Annotated in this window: 17 protein-coding genes; 12 read left to right on the forward strand and 5 right to left on the reverse strand. The window is 63.8% G+C overall.

The annotated features are described in order from the left end of the window. The first annotated feature begins 325 nt into the window (after nucleotides 1–325). The 3 genes from KZZ07_RS05265 to argF all read left to right on the forward strand — a co-directional run bounded on the left by KZZ07_RS05265 (nucleotide 326) and on the right by argF (nucleotide 3481). The gene (locus KZZ07_RS05265) at nucleotides 326–1081 is read left to right on the forward strand and encodes an acyl-CoA desaturase (RefSeq protein WP_255564160.1); all 756 of its coding nucleotides are present in this window, start codon (nucleotides 326–328) and stop codon (nucleotides 1079–1081) included. A gap of 219 nt (nucleotides 1082–1300) precedes the next feature. Then, nucleotides 1301–2482, forward strand: a complete 1182-nt coding sequence (locus tag KZZ07_RS05270) for an aspartate aminotransferase family protein (RefSeq protein ID WP_219512698.1) — start codon at nucleotides 1301–1303, stop codon at nucleotides 2480–2482. A 72-nt stretch (nucleotides 2483–2554) separates the two neighbouring features. Further along, nucleotides 2555–3481, forward strand: coding sequence for an ornithine carbamoyltransferase (gene argF, locus KZZ07_RS05275; RefSeq protein ID WP_219512700.1), 927 nt, complete (start codon nucleotides 2555–2557; stop codon nucleotides 3479–3481). 68 nt (nucleotides 3482–3549) lie between these two features. Here argF and hrpB read toward each other — a convergent pair whose 3' ends face one another. Then, nucleotides 3550–6009, reverse strand: coding sequence for an ATP-dependent helicase HrpB (gene hrpB / locus KZZ07_RS05280; RefSeq protein ID WP_219512702.1), 2460 nt, complete (start codon nucleotides 6007–6009; stop codon nucleotides 3550–3552). Nucleotides 6010–6120: 111 nt separating this feature from the next. Between hrpB and meaB the strand changes: the two genes are divergently transcribed. The 4 genes from meaB to KZZ07_RS05300 all read left to right on the forward strand — a co-directional run bounded on the left by meaB (nucleotide 6121) and on the right by KZZ07_RS05300 (nucleotide 8590). Continuing rightward, nucleotides 6121–7101: a methylmalonyl Co-A mutase-associated GTPase MeaB gene (gene meaB / locus KZZ07_RS05285; protein ID WP_219512703.1), complete on the forward strand. Its 981-nt coding sequence runs from the start codon at nucleotides 6121–6123 to the stop codon at nucleotides 7099–7101. A gap of 213 nt (nucleotides 7102–7314) precedes the next feature. Beyond that, a complete protein-coding gene (gene rpmB / locus KZZ07_RS05290) occupies nucleotides 7315–7602 on the forward strand; it encodes a 50S ribosomal protein L28 (protein WP_043136807.1) in 288 nt (95 codons plus the stop codon). Between the two features lie 105 nt (nucleotides 7603–7707). Further along, nucleotides 7708–8055 (forward strand): hypothetical protein, encoded by a 348-nt coding sequence (locus KZZ07_RS05295; protein ID WP_219512704.1) that lies wholly within the window; start codon nucleotides 7708–7710, stop codon nucleotides 8053–8055. A gap of 43 nt (nucleotides 8056–8098) precedes the next feature. Next, on the forward strand, nucleotides 8099–8590 hold the full coding sequence (locus tag KZZ07_RS05300; RefSeq protein ID WP_219512705.1) for a copper chaperone PCu(A)C: 492 nt from the start codon (nucleotides 8099–8101) through the stop codon (nucleotides 8588–8590). Nucleotides 8591–8622: 32 nt separating this feature from the next. Here KZZ07_RS05300 and KZZ07_RS05305 read toward each other — a convergent pair whose 3' ends face one another. Beyond that, nucleotides 8623–9321 (reverse strand): NAD-dependent deacylase, encoded by a 699-nt coding sequence (locus KZZ07_RS05305; protein ID WP_219512706.1) that lies wholly within the window; start codon nucleotides 9319–9321, stop codon nucleotides 8623–8625. 46 nt (nucleotides 9322–9367) lie between these two features. On the opposite strand from KZZ07_RS05305, the gene KZZ07_RS05310 reads away from it, so the two are divergent. After that, complete coding sequence (locus KZZ07_RS05310) at nucleotides 9368–9817, forward strand: low molecular weight protein-tyrosine-phosphatase (RefSeq protein WP_219512707.1); 450 nt, start codon at nucleotides 9368–9370, stop codon at nucleotides 9815–9817. On the opposite strand, the gene KZZ07_RS05315 is transcribed toward KZZ07_RS05310, so the two are convergent. Beyond that, nucleotides 9808–9987: a CTP synthetase gene (locus KZZ07_RS05315; RefSeq protein WP_219512708.1), complete on the reverse strand. Its 180-nt coding sequence runs from the start codon at nucleotides 9985–9987 to the stop codon at nucleotides 9808–9810. The genes KZZ07_RS05310 and KZZ07_RS05315 overlap by 10 nt on opposite strands. Before the next feature lie 140 nt (nucleotides 9988–10127). Here KZZ07_RS05315 and KZZ07_RS05320 point away from each other — a divergent pair, with 140 nt between their 5' ends. The 3 genes from KZZ07_RS05320 (at nucleotide 10128) to KZZ07_RS05330 (ending at nucleotide 11761) form a co-directional block, all read left to right on the forward strand. Continuing rightward, nucleotides 10128–10991 (forward strand): DUF1353 domain-containing protein, encoded by an 864-nt coding sequence (locus KZZ07_RS05320; protein ID WP_219512710.1) that lies wholly within the window; start codon nucleotides 10128–10130, stop codon nucleotides 10989–10991. Nucleotides 10992–11083: 92 nt separating this feature from the next. Beyond that, nucleotides 11084–11362, forward strand: coding sequence for a hypothetical protein (locus KZZ07_RS05325; RefSeq protein ID WP_219512712.1), 279 nt, complete (start codon nucleotides 11084–11086; stop codon nucleotides 11360–11362). Between the two features lie 90 nt (nucleotides 11363–11452). Then, the gene (locus tag KZZ07_RS05330; RefSeq protein WP_219512714.1) at nucleotides 11453–11761 is read left to right on the forward strand and encodes a c-type cytochrome; all 309 of its coding nucleotides are present in this window, start codon (nucleotides 11453–11455) and stop codon (nucleotides 11759–11761) included. A 25-nt stretch (nucleotides 11762–11786) separates the two neighbouring features. Here the strand turns inward: KZZ07_RS05330 and KZZ07_RS05335 are convergent, their stop codons facing one another. Continuing rightward, on the reverse strand, nucleotides 11787–12110 hold the full coding sequence (locus KZZ07_RS05335) for a hypothetical protein (RefSeq protein WP_219512715.1): 324 nt from the start codon (nucleotides 12108–12110) through the stop codon (nucleotides 11787–11789). A gap of 873 nt (nucleotides 12111–12983) precedes the next feature. Continuing rightward, on the reverse strand, nucleotides 12984–14789 hold the full coding sequence (gene lepA, locus KZZ07_RS05340) for a translation elongation factor 4 (protein WP_219512717.1): 1806 nt from the start codon (nucleotides 14787–14789) through the stop codon (nucleotides 12984–12986). 103 nt (nucleotides 14790–14892) lie between these two features. Between lepA and KZZ07_RS05345 the strand changes: the two genes are divergently transcribed. Further along, nucleotides 14893–16170 (forward strand): hypothetical protein, encoded by a 1278-nt coding sequence (locus KZZ07_RS05345; RefSeq protein ID WP_219512719.1) that lies wholly within the window; start codon nucleotides 14893–14895, stop codon nucleotides 16168–16170. Nucleotides 16171–16196: the final 26 nt, after the last annotated feature.

A 16196-nucleotide genomic window follows, 5' to 3' on the forward strand; every position in this document is an offset into this window, starting at 1 on the left:
CGCAATGCCGTCTGCAATTGGAGATGCGTTGGGAACAGGGCATTTGACCTCGCGCCGATGCAATCCCCGACTTGCAGGGACGGGCGAGCCTGAGTGACCCTGCGGTGGTGCGACAACGGCAAGGGCGAACGGACAAGATGCAAATGGTGGTGCGGACTGGCCACGAGACGCCGACGATGCCGACAGATGTCGTGGCAAGCGAACGGGTCAGGCCCTTGCCTGAGACCGCCCCATGTGCCGGTCGCATCCACTGGGCCCCGTTCAAGTCGCTTTGGTGGTTTGCCAATGCCGCCGGCGGGCCGGCCGCTGTTACGCTGTTTCCCTCTTGGGCGGGTTCGCGGCCTTCCTGTTTCTGACGGTGGTCACGATCTGCGCGGGCCATTCCGTCGGCATGCATCGCCTGCTGATCCATCGCAGTTTCAAGGCGGCCCGGCCCCTGGAATACCTGCTGGTCTGGCTGGGCATTCTGGTCGGCATGGCCGGTCCCTTTGGCATGATCCGGGCGCACGACATGCGGGATTGGCACCAGCGGCAGTGGCGCTGCCCGCCGCACCCTTCGCACGGGGCCGGGCCGCTGCGCGACGCCTGGTGGCAATTGCATTGCGGCTATCGGCTGGATCACCCCCCGGTGTTCGAGATCGAGCCGGAGGTCCTTTCCGACCCCGTCTACCGTTGGATGGAGAGGACGTGGTGGGCACAGCAACTGCCCCTGGCGCTTGTCCTCTATGCAATGGGCGGCTGGTCCTGGGTGCTGTGGGGCGTGTCCCTTCGGGTCGTGGTATCGCTGACCGGACATTGGGCCATCGGCCATGCGGCCCACAGGGGCGGAGAGCAGACCTGGCGGATCGACGGTCTGCCGGTGCAGGGTTACAACCTGCCGGGTTTCGGCGCGCTCACCTTTGGTGAAAACTGGCAGGGGAACCACCATGCCTTTCCGCATTCGGCGCGGCTGGGCCTTGGTCGTGGACAGGCGGATCCGGGCTTTCGCCTGATCCAGGCACTGGCCCGGCTGGGCCTCGTCCATGACATCCGGTTGCCCGACAGCGCGCCGCCGCGTCCCGGTCTGCGGCATCTTGGGTGACGCGCGGACAGTATTGGGGCTTTCCTTTTTGCGTGGCTCGGTCTAACAGCGCGGCATGACGCACGCGACCCGAACCCGACGAGCCTGAGCTCACCGTTCCCCGCGCCCCGCATCGGGCGTGCCCACCTGCGTCTTTTCTCCCTTCAAAACATGGCCCTTCTTGACTTGGCCCCTCGGCCTTGCCACCAATCGGGCTTCCACACTTTCGAGGACTGCGACATGATCCCCTCCGTTCTGCCCACCTACAACCGCGCGCCCCTGCATTTCGTGAAGGGCGAGGGCTGCTGGCTGACAGAGGAAGACGGGCGCCGATTCCTGGACCTGGGCAGCGGCATCGCCGTCAACGCGCTGGGCCATGCGCATCCGGACCTGGTCAAGGCACTGACCGACCAGGCCGGCAAGCTCTGGCATGTCTCGAACCTCTACGAGATCCCAAACCAGCAGGCGCTGGCGGACAAGCTGGTTGAGACCAGCTTTGCCGACACGGTCTTTTTCACCAACTCCGGCACCGAGGCCTGCGAACTGGCGGTCAAGATGGCGCGGAAATACTGGTACGAAAAGGGCCAGCCGGAAAAGACCACGATCCTGACCTTCGAGGGCTGTTTCCACGGTCGCTCTTCGGCGGCCATCGCGGCCTCGGGGTCGGAGAAGATGGTCAAGGGGTTCGGACCGGTGCTGGGCGGGTTCAAGACCCTGCCCTGGGGCGATCACGACGCGCTGCACGCGGCCATCGACGAGACCGTGGGCGCAATCCTGATCGAGCCGGTGCAGGGCGAGGGCGGCATCCGCGTCCTGCCGGACCAGTGCCTGAAAGGACTGCGCGCGCTTTGCGACGAAAAGGGCGTGCTGCTGATCCTCGACGAGGTGCAGTGCGGCGTGGGCCGGACCGGACGGCTGTTCGCGCATGAATGGGCAGGGGTGGAGCCTGACATCATGATGGTCGCCAAGGGCATCGGCGGGGGTTTTCCGCTGGGCGCCGTGCTGGCCAAGGAAGAGGCTGCCTGCGGCATGACGGCCGGTACGCATGGGTCGACCTACGGCGGCAACCCGCTGGGCTGTGCCGTGGGCAAGGCGGTGCTGGACATCGTGTCCGAGCCGGAATTCCTGGACGGCGTGCGCGCCCGCGCCGGCCTGTTGCGGCAAAAGCTGGAAGGGCTGGTTGCGGCGCATCCGGATGTTTTCGAAGGCGTGCGTGGCAGCGGTCTGATGCTGGGTCTGAAATGCAAGCTGACGAACCTGGACGTGGTCAAGGCGGGCTATGACGCCGAGGTTATCACCGTCCCCGCCGCGGACAATATCGTGCGCCTGCTGCCGCCGCTGAACATCACCGAGGACGAGATCGGCGAGGCGCTGAACCGGCTTGACGCCGCCGCCTCTGCCGTCACCAAGCTCTCTGCCTGAAACAGCCTTCGGGCCGAAAGGACATCGGGGGTGGCGCCCGTCGCGCCCCCGGATTGCAAGAAGAACAATGATATGAACCATTTCCTGGATATCCACAAAACCGACAAGGCCGCGTTGCGGTCGATCATCGACCAGGCCAAGTCGATGAAATCCGCCCGTAATGGCCGGCCGAAGGCCGCGCCCGACGACGACCAGCCGCTTGCGGGCCGCATGGTGGCGCTGATCTTCGAAAAACCCTCGACCCGGACGCGCGTGTCCTTCGACGTAGGCGTACGCCAGCTGGGCGGGCAGAGCATGGTGCTGTCCGGCAGCGAAATGCAGCTGGGGCATGGCGAGACCATCGCGGACACCGCCCGTGTGCTGTCGCGCTACGTCGATCTGATCATGATCCGGACCTTTGACGAATCCGTGCTGGAAGAGATGGCGGACTATGCCAGCGTGCCGGTCATCAACGGGCTGACCGACCGGACCCATCCCTGCCAGATCATGGCGGACATCCAGACCTTTGAAGAGCACCGTGGCCCGATTGCGGGCAAGAAGGTTGTCTGGTGCGGTGATGGCAACAACGTCTGCGCCTCCTTCCTGCATGCCGCCGGTCAGTTCGGCTTTGATCTGACCTTTTCCGGCCCTGTGCAGCTGGACCCGGAAATGGAGTTTGTCGGCTGGGCGCGCAATGAGGGCGCGACCGTCACCATCGAGCGCGACCCGATGCGCGCGGTCGAGGGCGCCGACCTGATCGTCGCCGATACCTGGGTCTCGATGCACGACGCGCAGAGCGCCAAGGAACGGCGCCACAACATGCTGCGTCCCTACCAGGTCAACGCCAAGCTGATAGAAGCGGCCAAGCCGGACGCGTTGTTCATGCACTGCCTGCCCGCACACCGCGAAGAGGAAGTGACCTCCGAGGTCATGGACGGCCCGCATTCGGTGATCTGGGACGAGGCGGAAAACCGTCTGCACGCGCAGAAGGCGATCATGCGTTACTGCCTGGGGGCCTGAGGCGCGCCGTCAGGCGCCCCGACTGCCGCGCTGGCGCGCGTCAGCGGCCCACCCGCCAGCCACGCCTCTCATGTGCCGCGCGGTTTCGCCCGCAGCGTCGGATCGGCCACGGTCGGGTCCTCGGGCCAGGGATGCCTGGGGTAGCGCGCGCGCATGTCCTTGCGGACATCGGCGTAGGAGCCGGACCAGAAACCGGGCAGGTCCATCGTGGTCTGCACCGGGCGCTGAGCCGGCGACAAAAGCGTGATCCGCAGCGGGGTACGGCCCACCATCGGATGTGTTGTCTGGCCAAAGAGTTCCTGCAGGCGCAACTGGATTTCCGGATGTTCGCCGGAATAATCGATGGGCACCTTGCGCCCCAGCGGCGTGGTGAAATGCGCAGGTATGGCGGCGTCCAACGCCTGGGTCTGGGTCCAGTCCAGCTGCGCGCGCAGCGCCGGCAACAGGTCGAAGCGTTTCCAGTCGGCGGCGGTACGGACGCCCGCCAGGTAGGGCAGGAACCAGTCTTCGAGCGTTTCCATCAGGGCCTCGGGCGACATGTCGGGCAGGTCCTGCCCGGCGTCGCGCGCCAGCGCCACGCGCGCGGTGAAGCGTCGCGCGGCCTCCGACATGGGGATCCCGAGGTCGCGCACGCCGTCCAGCATGGCGTGCGCCACGACCTCGTCCGGGGCGTCTTTCCAGATGCGGTCATCCAGGGCGATGGCGCCCAGGCGTTCCTGCTGTCGGGCGATGACGCGGCGGTCGCGTTTGGACCATTCGCAGAGATCCTGCCATGCGATCCGGTCGGCAAAGAGTGCGCGAACCTCTGACAGCGAGATGGCGATGGCCTGTCGGATGCGCGCCTCGCGCGGGTTGCCATCGGTATCCGTGACGACGATCAGGCGTTCGCCCGCCAGCGGGTCGTGATCTTCCATGACCGCGCCCTTGCCACCGGAGAGCTGAAAACGGGCTGCCTCGCCCTTGCGGCGCAGCCCGATGCGATCCGGGTAGGCCAGAGCCGCCAGTTCCGCGTCGTTGAAATCCTGATATTTTCCAGTGGGTTTCTGACGGGTCCTGATGCTCTGCGAGAGGCGTTTTGCCTCTGTTCGGATGCGTTCCAGGGCGCCACGGTTGATCTGTTCGGGTCTTCGGTCCGAAAATCCGCGCGGATCGCGCAGCGCATCCAGGCGCAGGGCGAGGTCTGTGGATGCTCCTATGAGCGGATCGCGATCGGACAAGAGTGCAGCCAGATTTGCGGCTTTTGGGCCGCCCAGATTCATCATATGGGCAAGCCGGGGGTGCAGCGGCAATGTGGATAAGTTCCTGCCGTGCGCGGTGATCCGGTTTTCATCGTCCAGCGCGCCCAGGAATCTGAGCAGGGATTGCGCCTCGGCGAAGGCGCCGTCGGGTGGCGGCGTCAGAAATGGCATTTCCGTGGGTTCGGCGCCCCAGAGCGCGATTTCCAGCGCCAGCCCTGCCAGGTCGGCGGCTTCGATTTCTGCAGGAGGATAAGGGCTTAGCCCACCTTCCTCACCCCTCGTCCACAGCCGGTAGGCTATCCCGGGTGCGACACGGCCCGCGCGACCGGCACGCTGGGTCGCCTCGGCGCGGGTAACGCGTTCGGTGACCAGCCGGGACATACCCGAGCCGGGGTCGAACCGCGCCCGGCGGGCCTTGCCGCCGTCCACGACCACGCGGATATCCTCGATCGTCAGCGAGGTTTCGGCAATCGAAGTCGCCAGAACGAGCTTGCGTCCGGACGTTTCGGGGCGGATGGCGGCCCGCTGTGCGGCGAGGTCCATCGCGCCGAAGAGCGGGCGCAGATGCGTGTCCTTGGGAAGGCGCGGTTTCAGCAACGCCTCGGTGCGACGGATTTCCCCCTCGCCGGGCAGGAAGGCCAGGATGCCGCCCTCGGTCTCGCCATGGGCCTGCAGGATCAGGTCGGCCATTGCCTGGTCGAATCTCTGTCGCTTGGGCAGGGGCTGCGGCAGCCAGCGGGTGTCGACCGGATGGCTGCGGCCTTCGGAAGTCACGACAGGAGCCTGCATGAGGTCGGCTACGGGGTGCGCATCCAGCGTGGCGGACATGGCCAGCAGGATCAGGTCATCGCGCAGCGCGCCCGCGATTTCCAGGCAAAGCGCCAGTCCCAGGTCGGCGTTCAGGGACCGCTCGTGGAATTCGTCGAACAGTACGGCGCCAATGCCGGTCAATTCCGGGTCGGACTGGATCATGCGGGTGAGGATGCCTTCGGTGACAACCTCGATCCGGGTGGATTTCGAGGCCTTCGACTCGCCCCGGATGCGGTAGCCGACGGTCTGGCCCGGCTCTTCGCCCAGCTGCTCCGCCAGCCGTTGCGCGGCGGCGCGCGCGGCAAGGCGGCGGGGTTCCAGCATGACGATCTTGCCGGACGTCAAATTGGCGTCGAGCATCGCCAGCGGCACGCGCGTCGTCTTGCCCGCCCCCGGGGGGGCTTGCAGCACCGCGCGGGAGTGGTCACGCAGGGCAGAGATGAGCCCGGGCAGGGCCTCGTCGATGGGCAGTCTGGTCATGGGCCGCGTTATGGGCGAGCGCGGGGCGCTTGGAAAGTGGGCGGCGTGCCAGAGGCCCAAGAGCGACGTTGCGGCTCTGGACTTTTCCACGCGGGCGCGGGAAATGGGCACATGGATATCGAGGATCTCAAGACCCGCATCCTGGCGGGCGAACGGCGGGCGCTGGCGCGCGCCATCACGCTGGTGGAAAGCGGGCGGCCGGATCACCGTGCGCAGGCCCTTGCGCTGCTTGAGGCGCTGAAGGGACATGATCGCGAGGCGCTGCGCGTCGGCCTGTCGGGCACGCCCGGTGTTGGCAAGTCCACCTTTATCGAGGCTTTTGGCATGATGCTGACGGCGCAGGGGCTCAAGGTCGCCGTGCTGGCCGTTGATCCCAGTTCCGCGCGCTCTGGCGGCTCGATCCTGGGGGACAAGACCAGGATGGAGCGCTTGAGTCGGGACAAGAACGCCTTTATCCGGCCCTCTCCTTCGCAGTCGCAACTGGGCGGTGTTGCCCGGCGCACGCGTGAGGCGATCGATCTCTGCGAGGCGGCTGGATTCGACGTGGTGCTGATCGAGACCGTGGGTGTCGGCCAGTCCGAGACCATGGTGGCGGAGATGTCCGACCTTTTCCTGCTGCTGCTGGCGCCCGCCGGTGGCGACGAGTTGCAGGGGGTCAAGCGCGGTATCATGGAGATGGCCGACATCCTGCTGGTCAACAAGGCCGATGGCGATCTCAAGACAACTGCCGTGCGGACATGTGCGGACTACGCCGGTGCGCTGCGCCTGTTGCGCAAGCGTCCGCAGGATCCCGAGGGCTTTCCAAAGGCGATGACTGTCTCGGCGCTGGAGGATTCGGGCCTTGAGACTGCCTGGGAAGAGATGCAGTCCCTCGCCGAATGGCGGCGTGAGACGGGGCATTTTGCAGGCCGTCGCGCCGAACAGGCGCGATTCTGGTTCGAGGCCGAAGTGCGAGAGCGCCTGTTGGCCCGGCTGAAGCGGGAGCCGGTCAAGGGCGCGATGGAGGCGCTTGCGCGCGAGGTCGAGGCAGGCGGACAGACGCCCTCGGCCGCTGCAGAAGAGCTGTTGCGCGACTACCTGCAGATGGGATGAGGCCAGGAGACGAAAGGCGTAGAACAGGGACTTGACGAAGCCCGCGCATCTGCATATGCACCGTCAGACCAGATTCCGGGCGCCCCCCGAATAACCAAAACGGGCGGCGCCCTTTGATATTGGCAGGGTCCTCGGTTCGGTTGAACCGGGGTATGCTGCAAGGATGAGACCGGCGGGGCAGAGGCCTTGCCACCAGTGGATGAGGACGAAGCGATGTCGCGTGTCTGCGAACTGACCGGCAAGGGCCCGATGGTGGGCAACAATGTGAGCCACGCCAACAACAAGACCAAACGGCGTTATCTCCCGAACCTGAACGACGTGACCCTGCAGTCCGAGACGCTGGGCCGCGGGATCAAGCTGCGCATCACCGCGCATGCGCTGCGTTCGGTCGACCACCGTGGCGGCCTGGACAAATTCCTGGCCAAAGCGAAAGACGTCGAGCTTTCGGATCGCGCCCTGAAGGTCAAGAAAGAGATCATGAAGGCACAGGCAGAGGCCTGAAGCTTTCCTGAGGGACAGTGAAGACAGCCCCGTGGCTCAGGCCACGGGGCTGTTTCCTTTTGTCGCTTTGGAGTGCCTGTTCAAGGTGGCTATATCACCGGAACGATGCAGAAACTCCGTCCCTTCATAGGCGTCTTGCTGGCGATGACCCTGGCCCTCACGGGCCTGTCGGCAGCCTATGCGCGCGGGCAGGCGGACCCGGCGGGGAGCATCGTGATCTGTCGCGGTCTGACCGTCGTGACGGTTCTCGTGGACGCGGACGGTCAACCGGTCGAGCCTCCGCATATCTGCCCGGATGCGGCAACGGTGCTGTTCGTCGAGACCGGTGCCACCACGTTGCCGCCTGCCGTTGCGCTGACCTGGCGCAGGATCGACTGGAGCGAGCCGGAAGCGATTCTATCCAGCCGGGCGAAGACCCAGGCGCGGGCACGGGGACCTCCGTCCTTTCTCTGACAGACAGATCACATCACTGACAGAGATTCCCGAGGATATGGAAATGACCCTGAAAACCCTCTTTGCCGGCGCCTGCGCGCTGGCCCTTGCCACGCCCGCTTTTGCCGATATCGTCATCCAGGACCCTTACGCCCGCAGCTCTGGCCCGCTGGCCAAGGCCGGTGCCGCCTTCATGATGATCGAAAACACCGGCGCGGAAGATGACCGGCTGGTTGCTGCCAAGTCCGACATCGCCGTGCGGGTCGAATTGCACACGCACAAGGACATGGGCGAAGGCGTGATGCGCATGATGAAGGTCGAGGAAGGCTTTCCCGTGCCCGCCGGTGGCGCGCATATGCTGCAACGTGGCGGCGATCACGTCATGTTCATGGGGCTGAAAGGCCCGATGGAACAGGGCAAGACCGTCACCGTGACCCTGACCTTTGAAAAGGCCGGCGACATGGTTGTCGAAATCCCCGTCGACCTTGAACGGCAGCCGATGCAAGGGATGAGCCCAGGAATGGGCCATGGCGCCGGAATGGGCGCCAGCAACTGAACATGTGACCGGGGCAGGCCTGTGGGCCTGCCCTACACCTGACGGGCCAGCAGACTATCCACCCAAGGTGGCACGACCTCTGTCGCCTTGCCCATGTGGTGCCGTGTAAAGGCCCGTGACACCTCTGTCCGTTCCAGGTTCAGTTCCACGGTCTCCGCTCCGGCGAGGGCTGCTTCGACGACGAAACCTGCCGCCGGATAGACTTGGCCAGAGGTGCCGATCGCGGCGAAAATCGCGCAGCCCTGCAGGTGTTCTGCTATCTCGTCCATGTGATAGGGGATCTCGCCGAACCAGACCACGTCCGGCCGCGTTGCGGGCGCGGCGCAGGCAGGGCAGGGGTCCTTGGGCTGCATCATTTCGGGTGCGGTCCAGCGATGTCCACAGGCGGCGCAGAGCGCCCCGGCCAGGGTGCCGTGCATGTGGATCGCTTCGCCTCCCGCGCTTTCGTGCAGCCCATCCACGTTCTGTGTGACCAGCACCACCTCGCCGGGCCAATACTGTTGCAGGCGGGCCAGTGCCTCGTGGGCGGCATTGGGGGTGGCGCTGGCGGAGTGTTGGCGACGGGCGTTGTAGAATTCGTGGACTAGGGCGGGGTTGCGGGCAAACCCCTCGGGTGTGGCCACGTCCTCGATCCGGTGCCTTGCCCAGAGTCCGTCTTCGTCGCGGAAGGTACCCAGCCCGCTTTCCGCCGACAGCCCGGCGCCGGTCAGGATGACGATCTTGCCGGTCATGTTCTCAGTCCTTGCCCTGTTTCCCACGGCTCGCTAGGACCGTGACATGTCCCATCGTATCCTCTTTGTCTGCCTCGGCAACATCTGCCGGTCGCCCTCCGCCGAAGCGGTGGTCCGGACACGGGCAGAGGCGCGGGGTATGGCGTTGGAGCTGGACAGTGCGGGAACCGGGCGCTGGCATATCGGAGAGCCGCCCTATGCCGCGATGCAACAGGCGGCGCGTCTGCGCGGCTATGATCTGTCGGCCCTGCGTGCACGCCAAGTCACGCCGCGCGACTTCTCGCGTTTCGACCTGATCGTCGCCATGGACGGGCAGAACCTTCAGGATCTGCGCGACATAGCACCGGTGACGGGCGGGGCAGAATTGTGCCTGATGACGGACTACGCCCCGTCCCTCGGGACAGACGAGGTGCCGGACCCCTATTATACAGGCGACTTCGAGGGCACGCTGGACCTGATCGAGCGCTGTGCCGAAGGGCTGTTGGATCAGTTGTAAAGCTGACGGGCCACCAGCCAGGACACCGGCGCGGCGACGACGAACCCGGCGATGGCGGCTGCGACGATTGGGTAAAGCGTGACCTGCCCCGCAACCAGGGCGACAATGATGAAGGTCCCTGCCAGGGACGTCGAAATCAGGGAATATAGAAGGCTGGCGAGGCGAAGCATGGAGCCCTCCGGACGTGCTTGATTTCGCGACATATATCCGTATTCGAATGCGTAATCCTTGATCTGGGTCAGGCGCCGCTTGATTGGGATGGACGACTCTCGTAGTTTCGCGCCATCGAATTTGACCCAATGGATAGACCATGCGCAAACTTGCCTTTCTGTCGGCCTGTGCCCTCGCCTTGGCGGGATGCGACCCGACGACCTACATTGCCCAGAGCAGCCGCGCCGAAGCGCCCGAGATTTCCTGTCTGACCCAGCCGCAGGGGGGCTGCAGCTTTAGCCAATCGCCGCTGCGGGTTCTGGATGAGCCGGTTGAACTGCCGCGACGCCCCTACAAGTTCTTCCCGACCGCCGACCCGCTGAATTTCGTCGATGCGCAGGGCAAATCCTGGAACGCCCCGCCGCGAACTCTGACCGATGGCGCCTCGATCCCCAAGATTTTCATCAGCATCGTCGGTGATCCGACCTCGCCCGAGTATATCAATGCCGCGGCTGTGCATGACGCCTATTGCGGTGTCGGCAACGAGCGGGGACCGATGTATCACCGTGCGAACTGGGAAGACGTGCACGTCATGTTCTATGACGGTCTGATCGTCGGCGGCACGCCAGAGATCCGCGCCAAGATCATGTTCGCCGCGGTCTGGTTGGGAGGTCCACGCTGGGCAGATCCGACGGGCGCGGTCGTCTCGACGCAGGGGCAGGGCGCGGCGCGTGGGCGGGCTTTCTACAATCCGCTCGACGCGGTCCCGGTCTGGGAGAAGCAGGGCGCGATGCGCAAGGCCAAGCGCTATATCGAGCGCAACCGCCCGCCGCTGCCACGGCTGATCGCCTATCTGCGCCGACTTGAGAACGAGATGGTGCGCAACCAGATGCCCGACCCGGAGGATGAGTTCCAGCGATACGACGAGGAAGGGTTCTCCTATGATTTCTTCCTGGATGACCCGGGCATGGGTTATGACTATCCGGAAGTGATCGACCCGGCGCTTGGCGTCAACGGAACCTGAGCGTTTCGGCCTCCCTGCCTGATCCGGATCAAGGTCGCCTGCGCGGCCCTGGTCTATTCTGTCGCGAATGTGCGACGATCAGGGAGGAGCATATGATCACGCTGGACGATATCGAGGACATGACCTGCCTCACGCGCGAGGAGATCGAAGCGGTGGCCGAGCATGACCATCTGCCGGATGTCAGCGCCTCCTGCCTTGCCGAATACACGATGCACCAGCATCACGGCGCCGCGAAGGTGCAGCAGATGATTTGCGAGGACATCCGCGAGGCGCTGCACCGGGGGGACAAGGCGCACGCCAAGGAGCTCTACGGCGTGCTGCACCACTTTCTGAAAGAGCATCCCGACGCGGCGCGCGGCGCCTCGTCCTAGGGCGTCAATGGCCCTGCATTGATCCGTGTCATACCGCCCGGCGGCGCTTGCCCTCAGGGTGGGGGTCTATTGGCAAGGGGAGGAAGAGCCATGAGACGGATGTTGGCCATGATCGCCGCCACGGGCCTGGCGCTGCCGGTGGCGGCGCAGGACGTGGACTTGGGCCGCGAGATTGCCGAGGAACACTGCGTGCGCTGCCATGACATCGAGGATGGCGGCGCCATGAAGACCTACCCGCCCAGCTTCGATTCGATCTCGATCTTCCGGTCCGAGGAGCAGATCCGCGCGCGGGTGATCTTTCCCGACCTCCACAGCTCGATGCCCCAGTGGTGGACCTTTCTGACCATGAAACAGGTGGCGGACGTGGTGGCCTATATCTCGTCGCTGGAAGGGGGCTGAGGTCGTTCCAGGGGGCTTTGCCCCGTCAGGGTCCAGGGCAGATATAGACGATGGTCAGCCCCGGCCCGTCGAGCGATAGCGTATAGCTGGTGCCGACCTCGCCCCGGAACGCCGTGGGCTGCGGCTCGCTGCTGGGCGCGGGGCCGGGCAGGCTTTGCCCCGTGCTGGCATGGATCACGACCTGCCCGGGACCAAGGTTGTAGAGCGTCCAAGTATGCGTGGGCGCTAGCAACGGGATGCGCTGGTCGGGGCTTTTCAGATCATGCCCGATACACTCCCCCGGTTCCTGCGCGGCCAGCGGGCCGGGCAGGGCAAGAGTCAGCAGGGCGAGTCGAAGGGGCAGTCGCATGAGGCCGGGACATTAGGGGTTTGCGCGCCCGGGGCAAAGGGGGATTCGGATAGGTCGAGAGGTCCCGGGGCAGGCCGGGGACGGAGTTGGCAGTGGCGGGCGGTGTGGCACACTGGAGAGGTGCGTTGAGACTCAGCCCGCTAAGCGGGAGTCCCTTATTTAGCGAGATCAACCGCCGCGGGGCCGAAGTCGGGCAGTCCGCCAACATGATGCCCGCTCAAAATCGGGCTCAGGCACAATACCCTTCAGTCCAGTTGTTTTAGCGATCTGTCACGTCATTGTGGGCGGCTATGGATACCTGAGTCCGACAGTTGAAAACAGCGTACATACAGGGTATTTCAGCTTGCCTTCTCGACTGCAGAGGGCCTAGTTTTTCACGGTTAGAAGGCATGACTGGAGGAGCGGCCGCTTGAGTGGAAATATTGGGGGTGATTGTAAGGTCGTCTTGAGGAAGGCCAAGTTGGGTTCAATGGTGGTCAATACTATCTTGTTTGGTTTTGTTCATGCCTATCTGTTGTATAAGGTGGTTTTTGATATTGAGTTCCAGGATCATAGGATGTATCAAGTTTCTTTGATCATTGTTTTTATTGGCGGGCCAGTCGCGTTTATATATGAGATTTTAATGCTAAAGAGTCGATTGGAGAGGTTGTACAGTAAAAACTGAATTGGCGAATGTTTTTCGCGTCGATGCTTTATTCCAAAATTGACGAACGACCAGTTTCGTAATCGTACAATGCTTCAATACGAGTTCCGAGGTGGAAACGAGCCCTGATCTGTTCGTCAACCGGCACGGCTTGCAACACCCCACCATGTGGGCACGCGGAACCTGCTTCGCAGAACCCGCTTTCGCCCACCGTCACTAAAAATGGACGATTACTCGTCCATCTTAAGTGCTGAGATAAACGCCTCCTGCGGGATCTCCACCTTCCCGAACTGGCGCATCTTCTTCTTGCCGGCCTTCTGCTTCTCAAGCAATTTCTTCTTCCGGGTGGCGTCCCCGCCGTAGCATTTCGCCGTCACGTCCTTGCGCAGGGCAGACAGCGTCTCGCGCGCGATGACCTTGCCGCCGATGGCCGCCTGGATCGGGATCTTGAACATCTGGCGCGGGATCAGGTCCTTGAGCTTGGCGCACATGGCGCGCCCGCGCATCTCTGCCCGGTCACGGTGCACCATCATCGAGAGCGCGTCCACCGGCTCATCGTTCACGAGGATCTGCATCTTGACGAGGTTGTCCTCTCGGTAGTCCGTGATCTCGTAATCAAAGCTGGCATAGCCCTTGGTCACGGACTTCAGCCGGTCGTAGAAGTCAAAGACCACCTCGTTCAGCGGCAGGTCGTAGACCGCCATCGCCCGCCCGCCGACATAGGTCAGGTCTTGCTGCAACCCGCGCCGGTCCTGGCAAAGCTTCAGCACGTCGCCCAGGAACTCGTCCGGCACCAGGATCGTCGCCTTGATGCGCGGTTCCTCGATGTGTTCCACCTTCGAGGGGTCGGGCATGTCGGCGGGGTTGTGCAGGTCGACCCGTTCCCCGTCGCGCATGAAGACGTGGTAGACGACCGAAGGCGCGGTGGTGATCAGCTCGATGTCATATTCACGCTCGATCCGGTCGCGGATGACCTCGAGGTGCAACAGCCCGAGAAAGCCGCAGCGGAAGCCGAAGCCAAGCGCGGCGGAGGTTTCCATCTCGTAGGAGAAGCTGGCGTCGTTCAGGGCCAGTTTCTCGATCGCGTCGCGCAGGTCCTCGAACTCGGAACTGTCGACCGGGAAGAGGCCGCAGAAGACCACGGGGATCGAGGGTTTGAAGCCCGGCAGCGGTTCGGCGCAGGGCTTCTTGTCATGGGTGATCGTGTCGCCGACCTTGGTGTCGCGCACCTGCTTGATGGAGCCGGTGAAAAAGCCGATCTCGCCCGGTCCCAACTCCTTGACGTCCTGCATCGCGGGGCGGAAGACGCCCAGCTTGTCGACGCCGTACTTGCCGCCGGTGCGCATCATGCGGATGTTGTCGCCCTTTTTCAGGGTGCCGTCCATGATGCGGATCAGGACGACGACACCGAGGTAGGGGTCATACCACGAATCCACCAGCATCGCCTTGAGCGGCGCATCGGGATCGCCACCGTGGGGCGGCGGCAGGCGCTTGACGATGGCCTCGAGCACGTCGGGGATGCCCAGCCCGGTCTTGGCCGAGATCAGGCAGGCGTCGCTGGCGTCGATGCCGATCACATCCTCGATCTGTTCGGCCACACGCTCGGGCTCGGCGGCGGGCAGATCGACCTTGTTCAGGACCGGGATGATCTCATGGTCGGCGTCGATGGCGGTATAGACATTGGCCAGCGTCTGCGCCTCGACCCCTTGGCTTGCATCGACCACCAGCAGAGAGCCTTCGACCGCGCGCATCGAGCGGGAGACCTCATAGGCAAAGTCGACGTGCCCGGGGGTGTCGATGAGGTTCAGGATATAGGTGTGGCCGTCCTGCGCCGGGTAGTCGATGCGGACTGTGTTGGCCTTGATGGTGATGCCGCGTTCCCGCTCGATATCCATGGCGTCCAGCATCTGGGCCTTCATGTCGCGTTCGGCGACGGTGCCGGTAAGCTGGATCAGCCGGTCGGCCAGGGTGGATTTCCCGTGGTCGATGTGGGCGACGATGGAGAAGTTGCGGATGCGGGACAGGGGTGTGCTCATGTCCTGCGATATGCTGTGGATGAGGGGTTTGGTCAAGTGGGGATGGGGTTGAGAGGCGGGTAAGGCTGTGTACTGTGGGGGCGGGCAGGACGGCACGGGTGACATGGAGTTCGAGGACCACGAAGGATTGGAGCGCTGGCTGAAATCCCAGAGCCACGAAGTCTGTGTCGCAATAGCCGCGCGTGCGGCGCTCCGTGCGCTTCGCGGGATCTTTGCGGATCGGTTTTGGAAAGGCGATGAACCCGCGCGAAATGCGCAAGAACGCCTTGCTTTGATCAGCCATCGGTGCTGCGCAATTGCATGCACCGCCACGGTTTTTCCTGGTGACGAATTGCAGGCCTTCGCAGCCACAGCTGCAAAAGCAGCTTTCAAAGCGTCGAGCCGGGTCAAAAAGTTCAGTGCTAAGACCGTAAAGGCGAGGAATGTCGCATACGAGGCGGAGGTTGCGGACAATGCCGGCAACGCCGCGTGTTTTGCATCACATTGCTATGCGCATCCCTTGGAGGCCGCACATGCTGCGGCCTCTGCAGTGGCGTTTTCGGACGAGTTCGAACTTGCAGGCATGGACGCGGGACTGCCGGTGGGCATGATCTTGCAGCAGCCGCTTTGGTATGACTCCGCTTATTCAGAAGCGCTTTTGCCGTCGGATCTTGGTTCCCCGATTTATGACCGCGACCCACGTTTTGATTTCTTCAGGCGCTGGTACGACAGTATGGTGCGCGGCGCGCCGCTGGACTGGGAGTTGCAGCGCCGCGTGGCGCTGATCCCGCAGGAGACCTGGGAGGCCGGTGCGGATGCCGTGGCCGAGGCTATTGCGGAGATTGAAAAGGCTTGGAAAGCCGAGCAGCAAGGCGTCGAGCCTCGTAGGCCGGAATTCGAGCCGCGCCAAGTTACCCACCTCTTTGAAAACAAGATCATCGTTTCGGCAGGCATGTCGTCCCTCTCGTCTACCATCCGGCAGGAGTTTGAACGGTTCCGGGCGGAAACCGGCTTGAACGAAACGCCAGAGATGTTTGCGCCGCTGGAGGCCTTGCCTCACCGATTGGACCGGATTTCTGAGATACTCACCATGCTGGAGCGGTCCGATGCGACGGAGCAGGCTCTGCGTGAGGAAATTGGCCGGTTGAATGCGCAGGTTGCAGAGCTTGAAAAGGAATTGGCCAAGGCGAAGGCGGATTGCGAGGCTTTGCAGAAGTCGTCTTGGGCCAAAATTGCCAAGGTCACTATCGCCGGAACTGGCCTGTTCGGATCACTAGTGACGGCGCTTTGGGTGGTTTCGGGCGACGAAGTCGGAGCCAAACAGAGGCTGGAGAATCTTCAGGAATACCGTGAGGCGTGGGATTCCTTGTTCGGAAATACTCAACCGCCGTCAGCGCCTTAATTGGCCGGCCGGCGGGGTGAACCCCG

This window comes from Mameliella sp. CS4, from assembly GCF_019392335.1.
GTDB lineage: Bacteria > Pseudomonadota > Alphaproteobacteria > Rhodobacterales > Rhodobacteraceae > Antarctobacter.

Coding starts and splice junctions, on each gene's coding strand:
- KZZ07_RS05270 (WP_219512698.1), top strand. CDS start 1,301: ATGATCCCCTCCGTTCTGCCCACCTACAACCGCGCGCCCCTGCATTTC.
- argF (WP_219512700.1), top strand. CDS start 2,555: ATGAACCATTTCCTGGATATCCACAAAACCGACAAGGCCGCGTTGCGG.
- hrpB (WP_219512702.1), bottom strand. CDS start 6,009: ATGACCAGACTGCCCATCGACGAGGCCCTGCCCGGGCTCATCTCTGCC.
- meaB (WP_219512703.1), top strand. CDS start 6,121: ATGGATATCGAGGATCTCAAGACCCGCATCCTGGCGGGCGAACGGCGG.
- rpmB (WP_043136807.1), top strand. CDS start 7,315: ATGTCGCGTGTCTGCGAACTGACCGGCAAGGGCCCGATGGTGGGCAAC.
- KZZ07_RS05295 (WP_219512704.1), top strand. CDS start 7,708: ATGCAGAAACTCCGTCCCTTCATAGGCGTCTTGCTGGCGATGACCCTG.
- KZZ07_RS05300 (WP_219512705.1), top strand. CDS start 8,099: ATGACCCTGAAAACCCTCTTTGCCGGCGCCTGCGCGCTGGCCCTTGCC.
- KZZ07_RS05305 (WP_219512706.1), bottom strand. CDS start 9,321: ATGACCGGCAAGATCGTCATCCTGACCGGCGCCGGGCTGTCGGCGGAA.
- KZZ07_RS05310 (WP_219512707.1), top strand. CDS start 9,368: ATGTCCCATCGTATCCTCTTTGTCTGCCTCGGCAACATCTGCCGGTCG.
- KZZ07_RS05315 (WP_219512708.1), bottom strand. CDS start 9,987: ATGCTTCGCCTCGCCAGCCTTCTATATTCCCTGATTTCGACGTCCCTG.
- KZZ07_RS05320 (WP_219512710.1), top strand. CDS start 10,128: ATGCGCAAACTTGCCTTTCTGTCGGCCTGTGCCCTCGCCTTGGCGGGA.
- KZZ07_RS05325 (WP_219512712.1), top strand. CDS start 11,084: ATGATCACGCTGGACGATATCGAGGACATGACCTGCCTCACGCGCGAG.
- KZZ07_RS05330 (WP_219512714.1), top strand. CDS start 11,453: ATGAGACGGATGTTGGCCATGATCGCCGCCACGGGCCTGGCGCTGCCG.
- KZZ07_RS05335 (WP_219512715.1), bottom strand. CDS start 12,110: ATGCGACTGCCCCTTCGACTCGCCCTGCTGACTCTTGCCCTGCCCGGC.
- lepA (WP_219512717.1), bottom strand. CDS start 14,789: ATGAGCACACCCCTGTCCCGCATCCGCAACTTCTCCATCGTCGCCCAC.
- KZZ07_RS05345 (WP_219512719.1), top strand. CDS start 14,893: ATGGAGTTCGAGGACCACGAAGGATTGGAGCGCTGGCTGAAATCCCAG.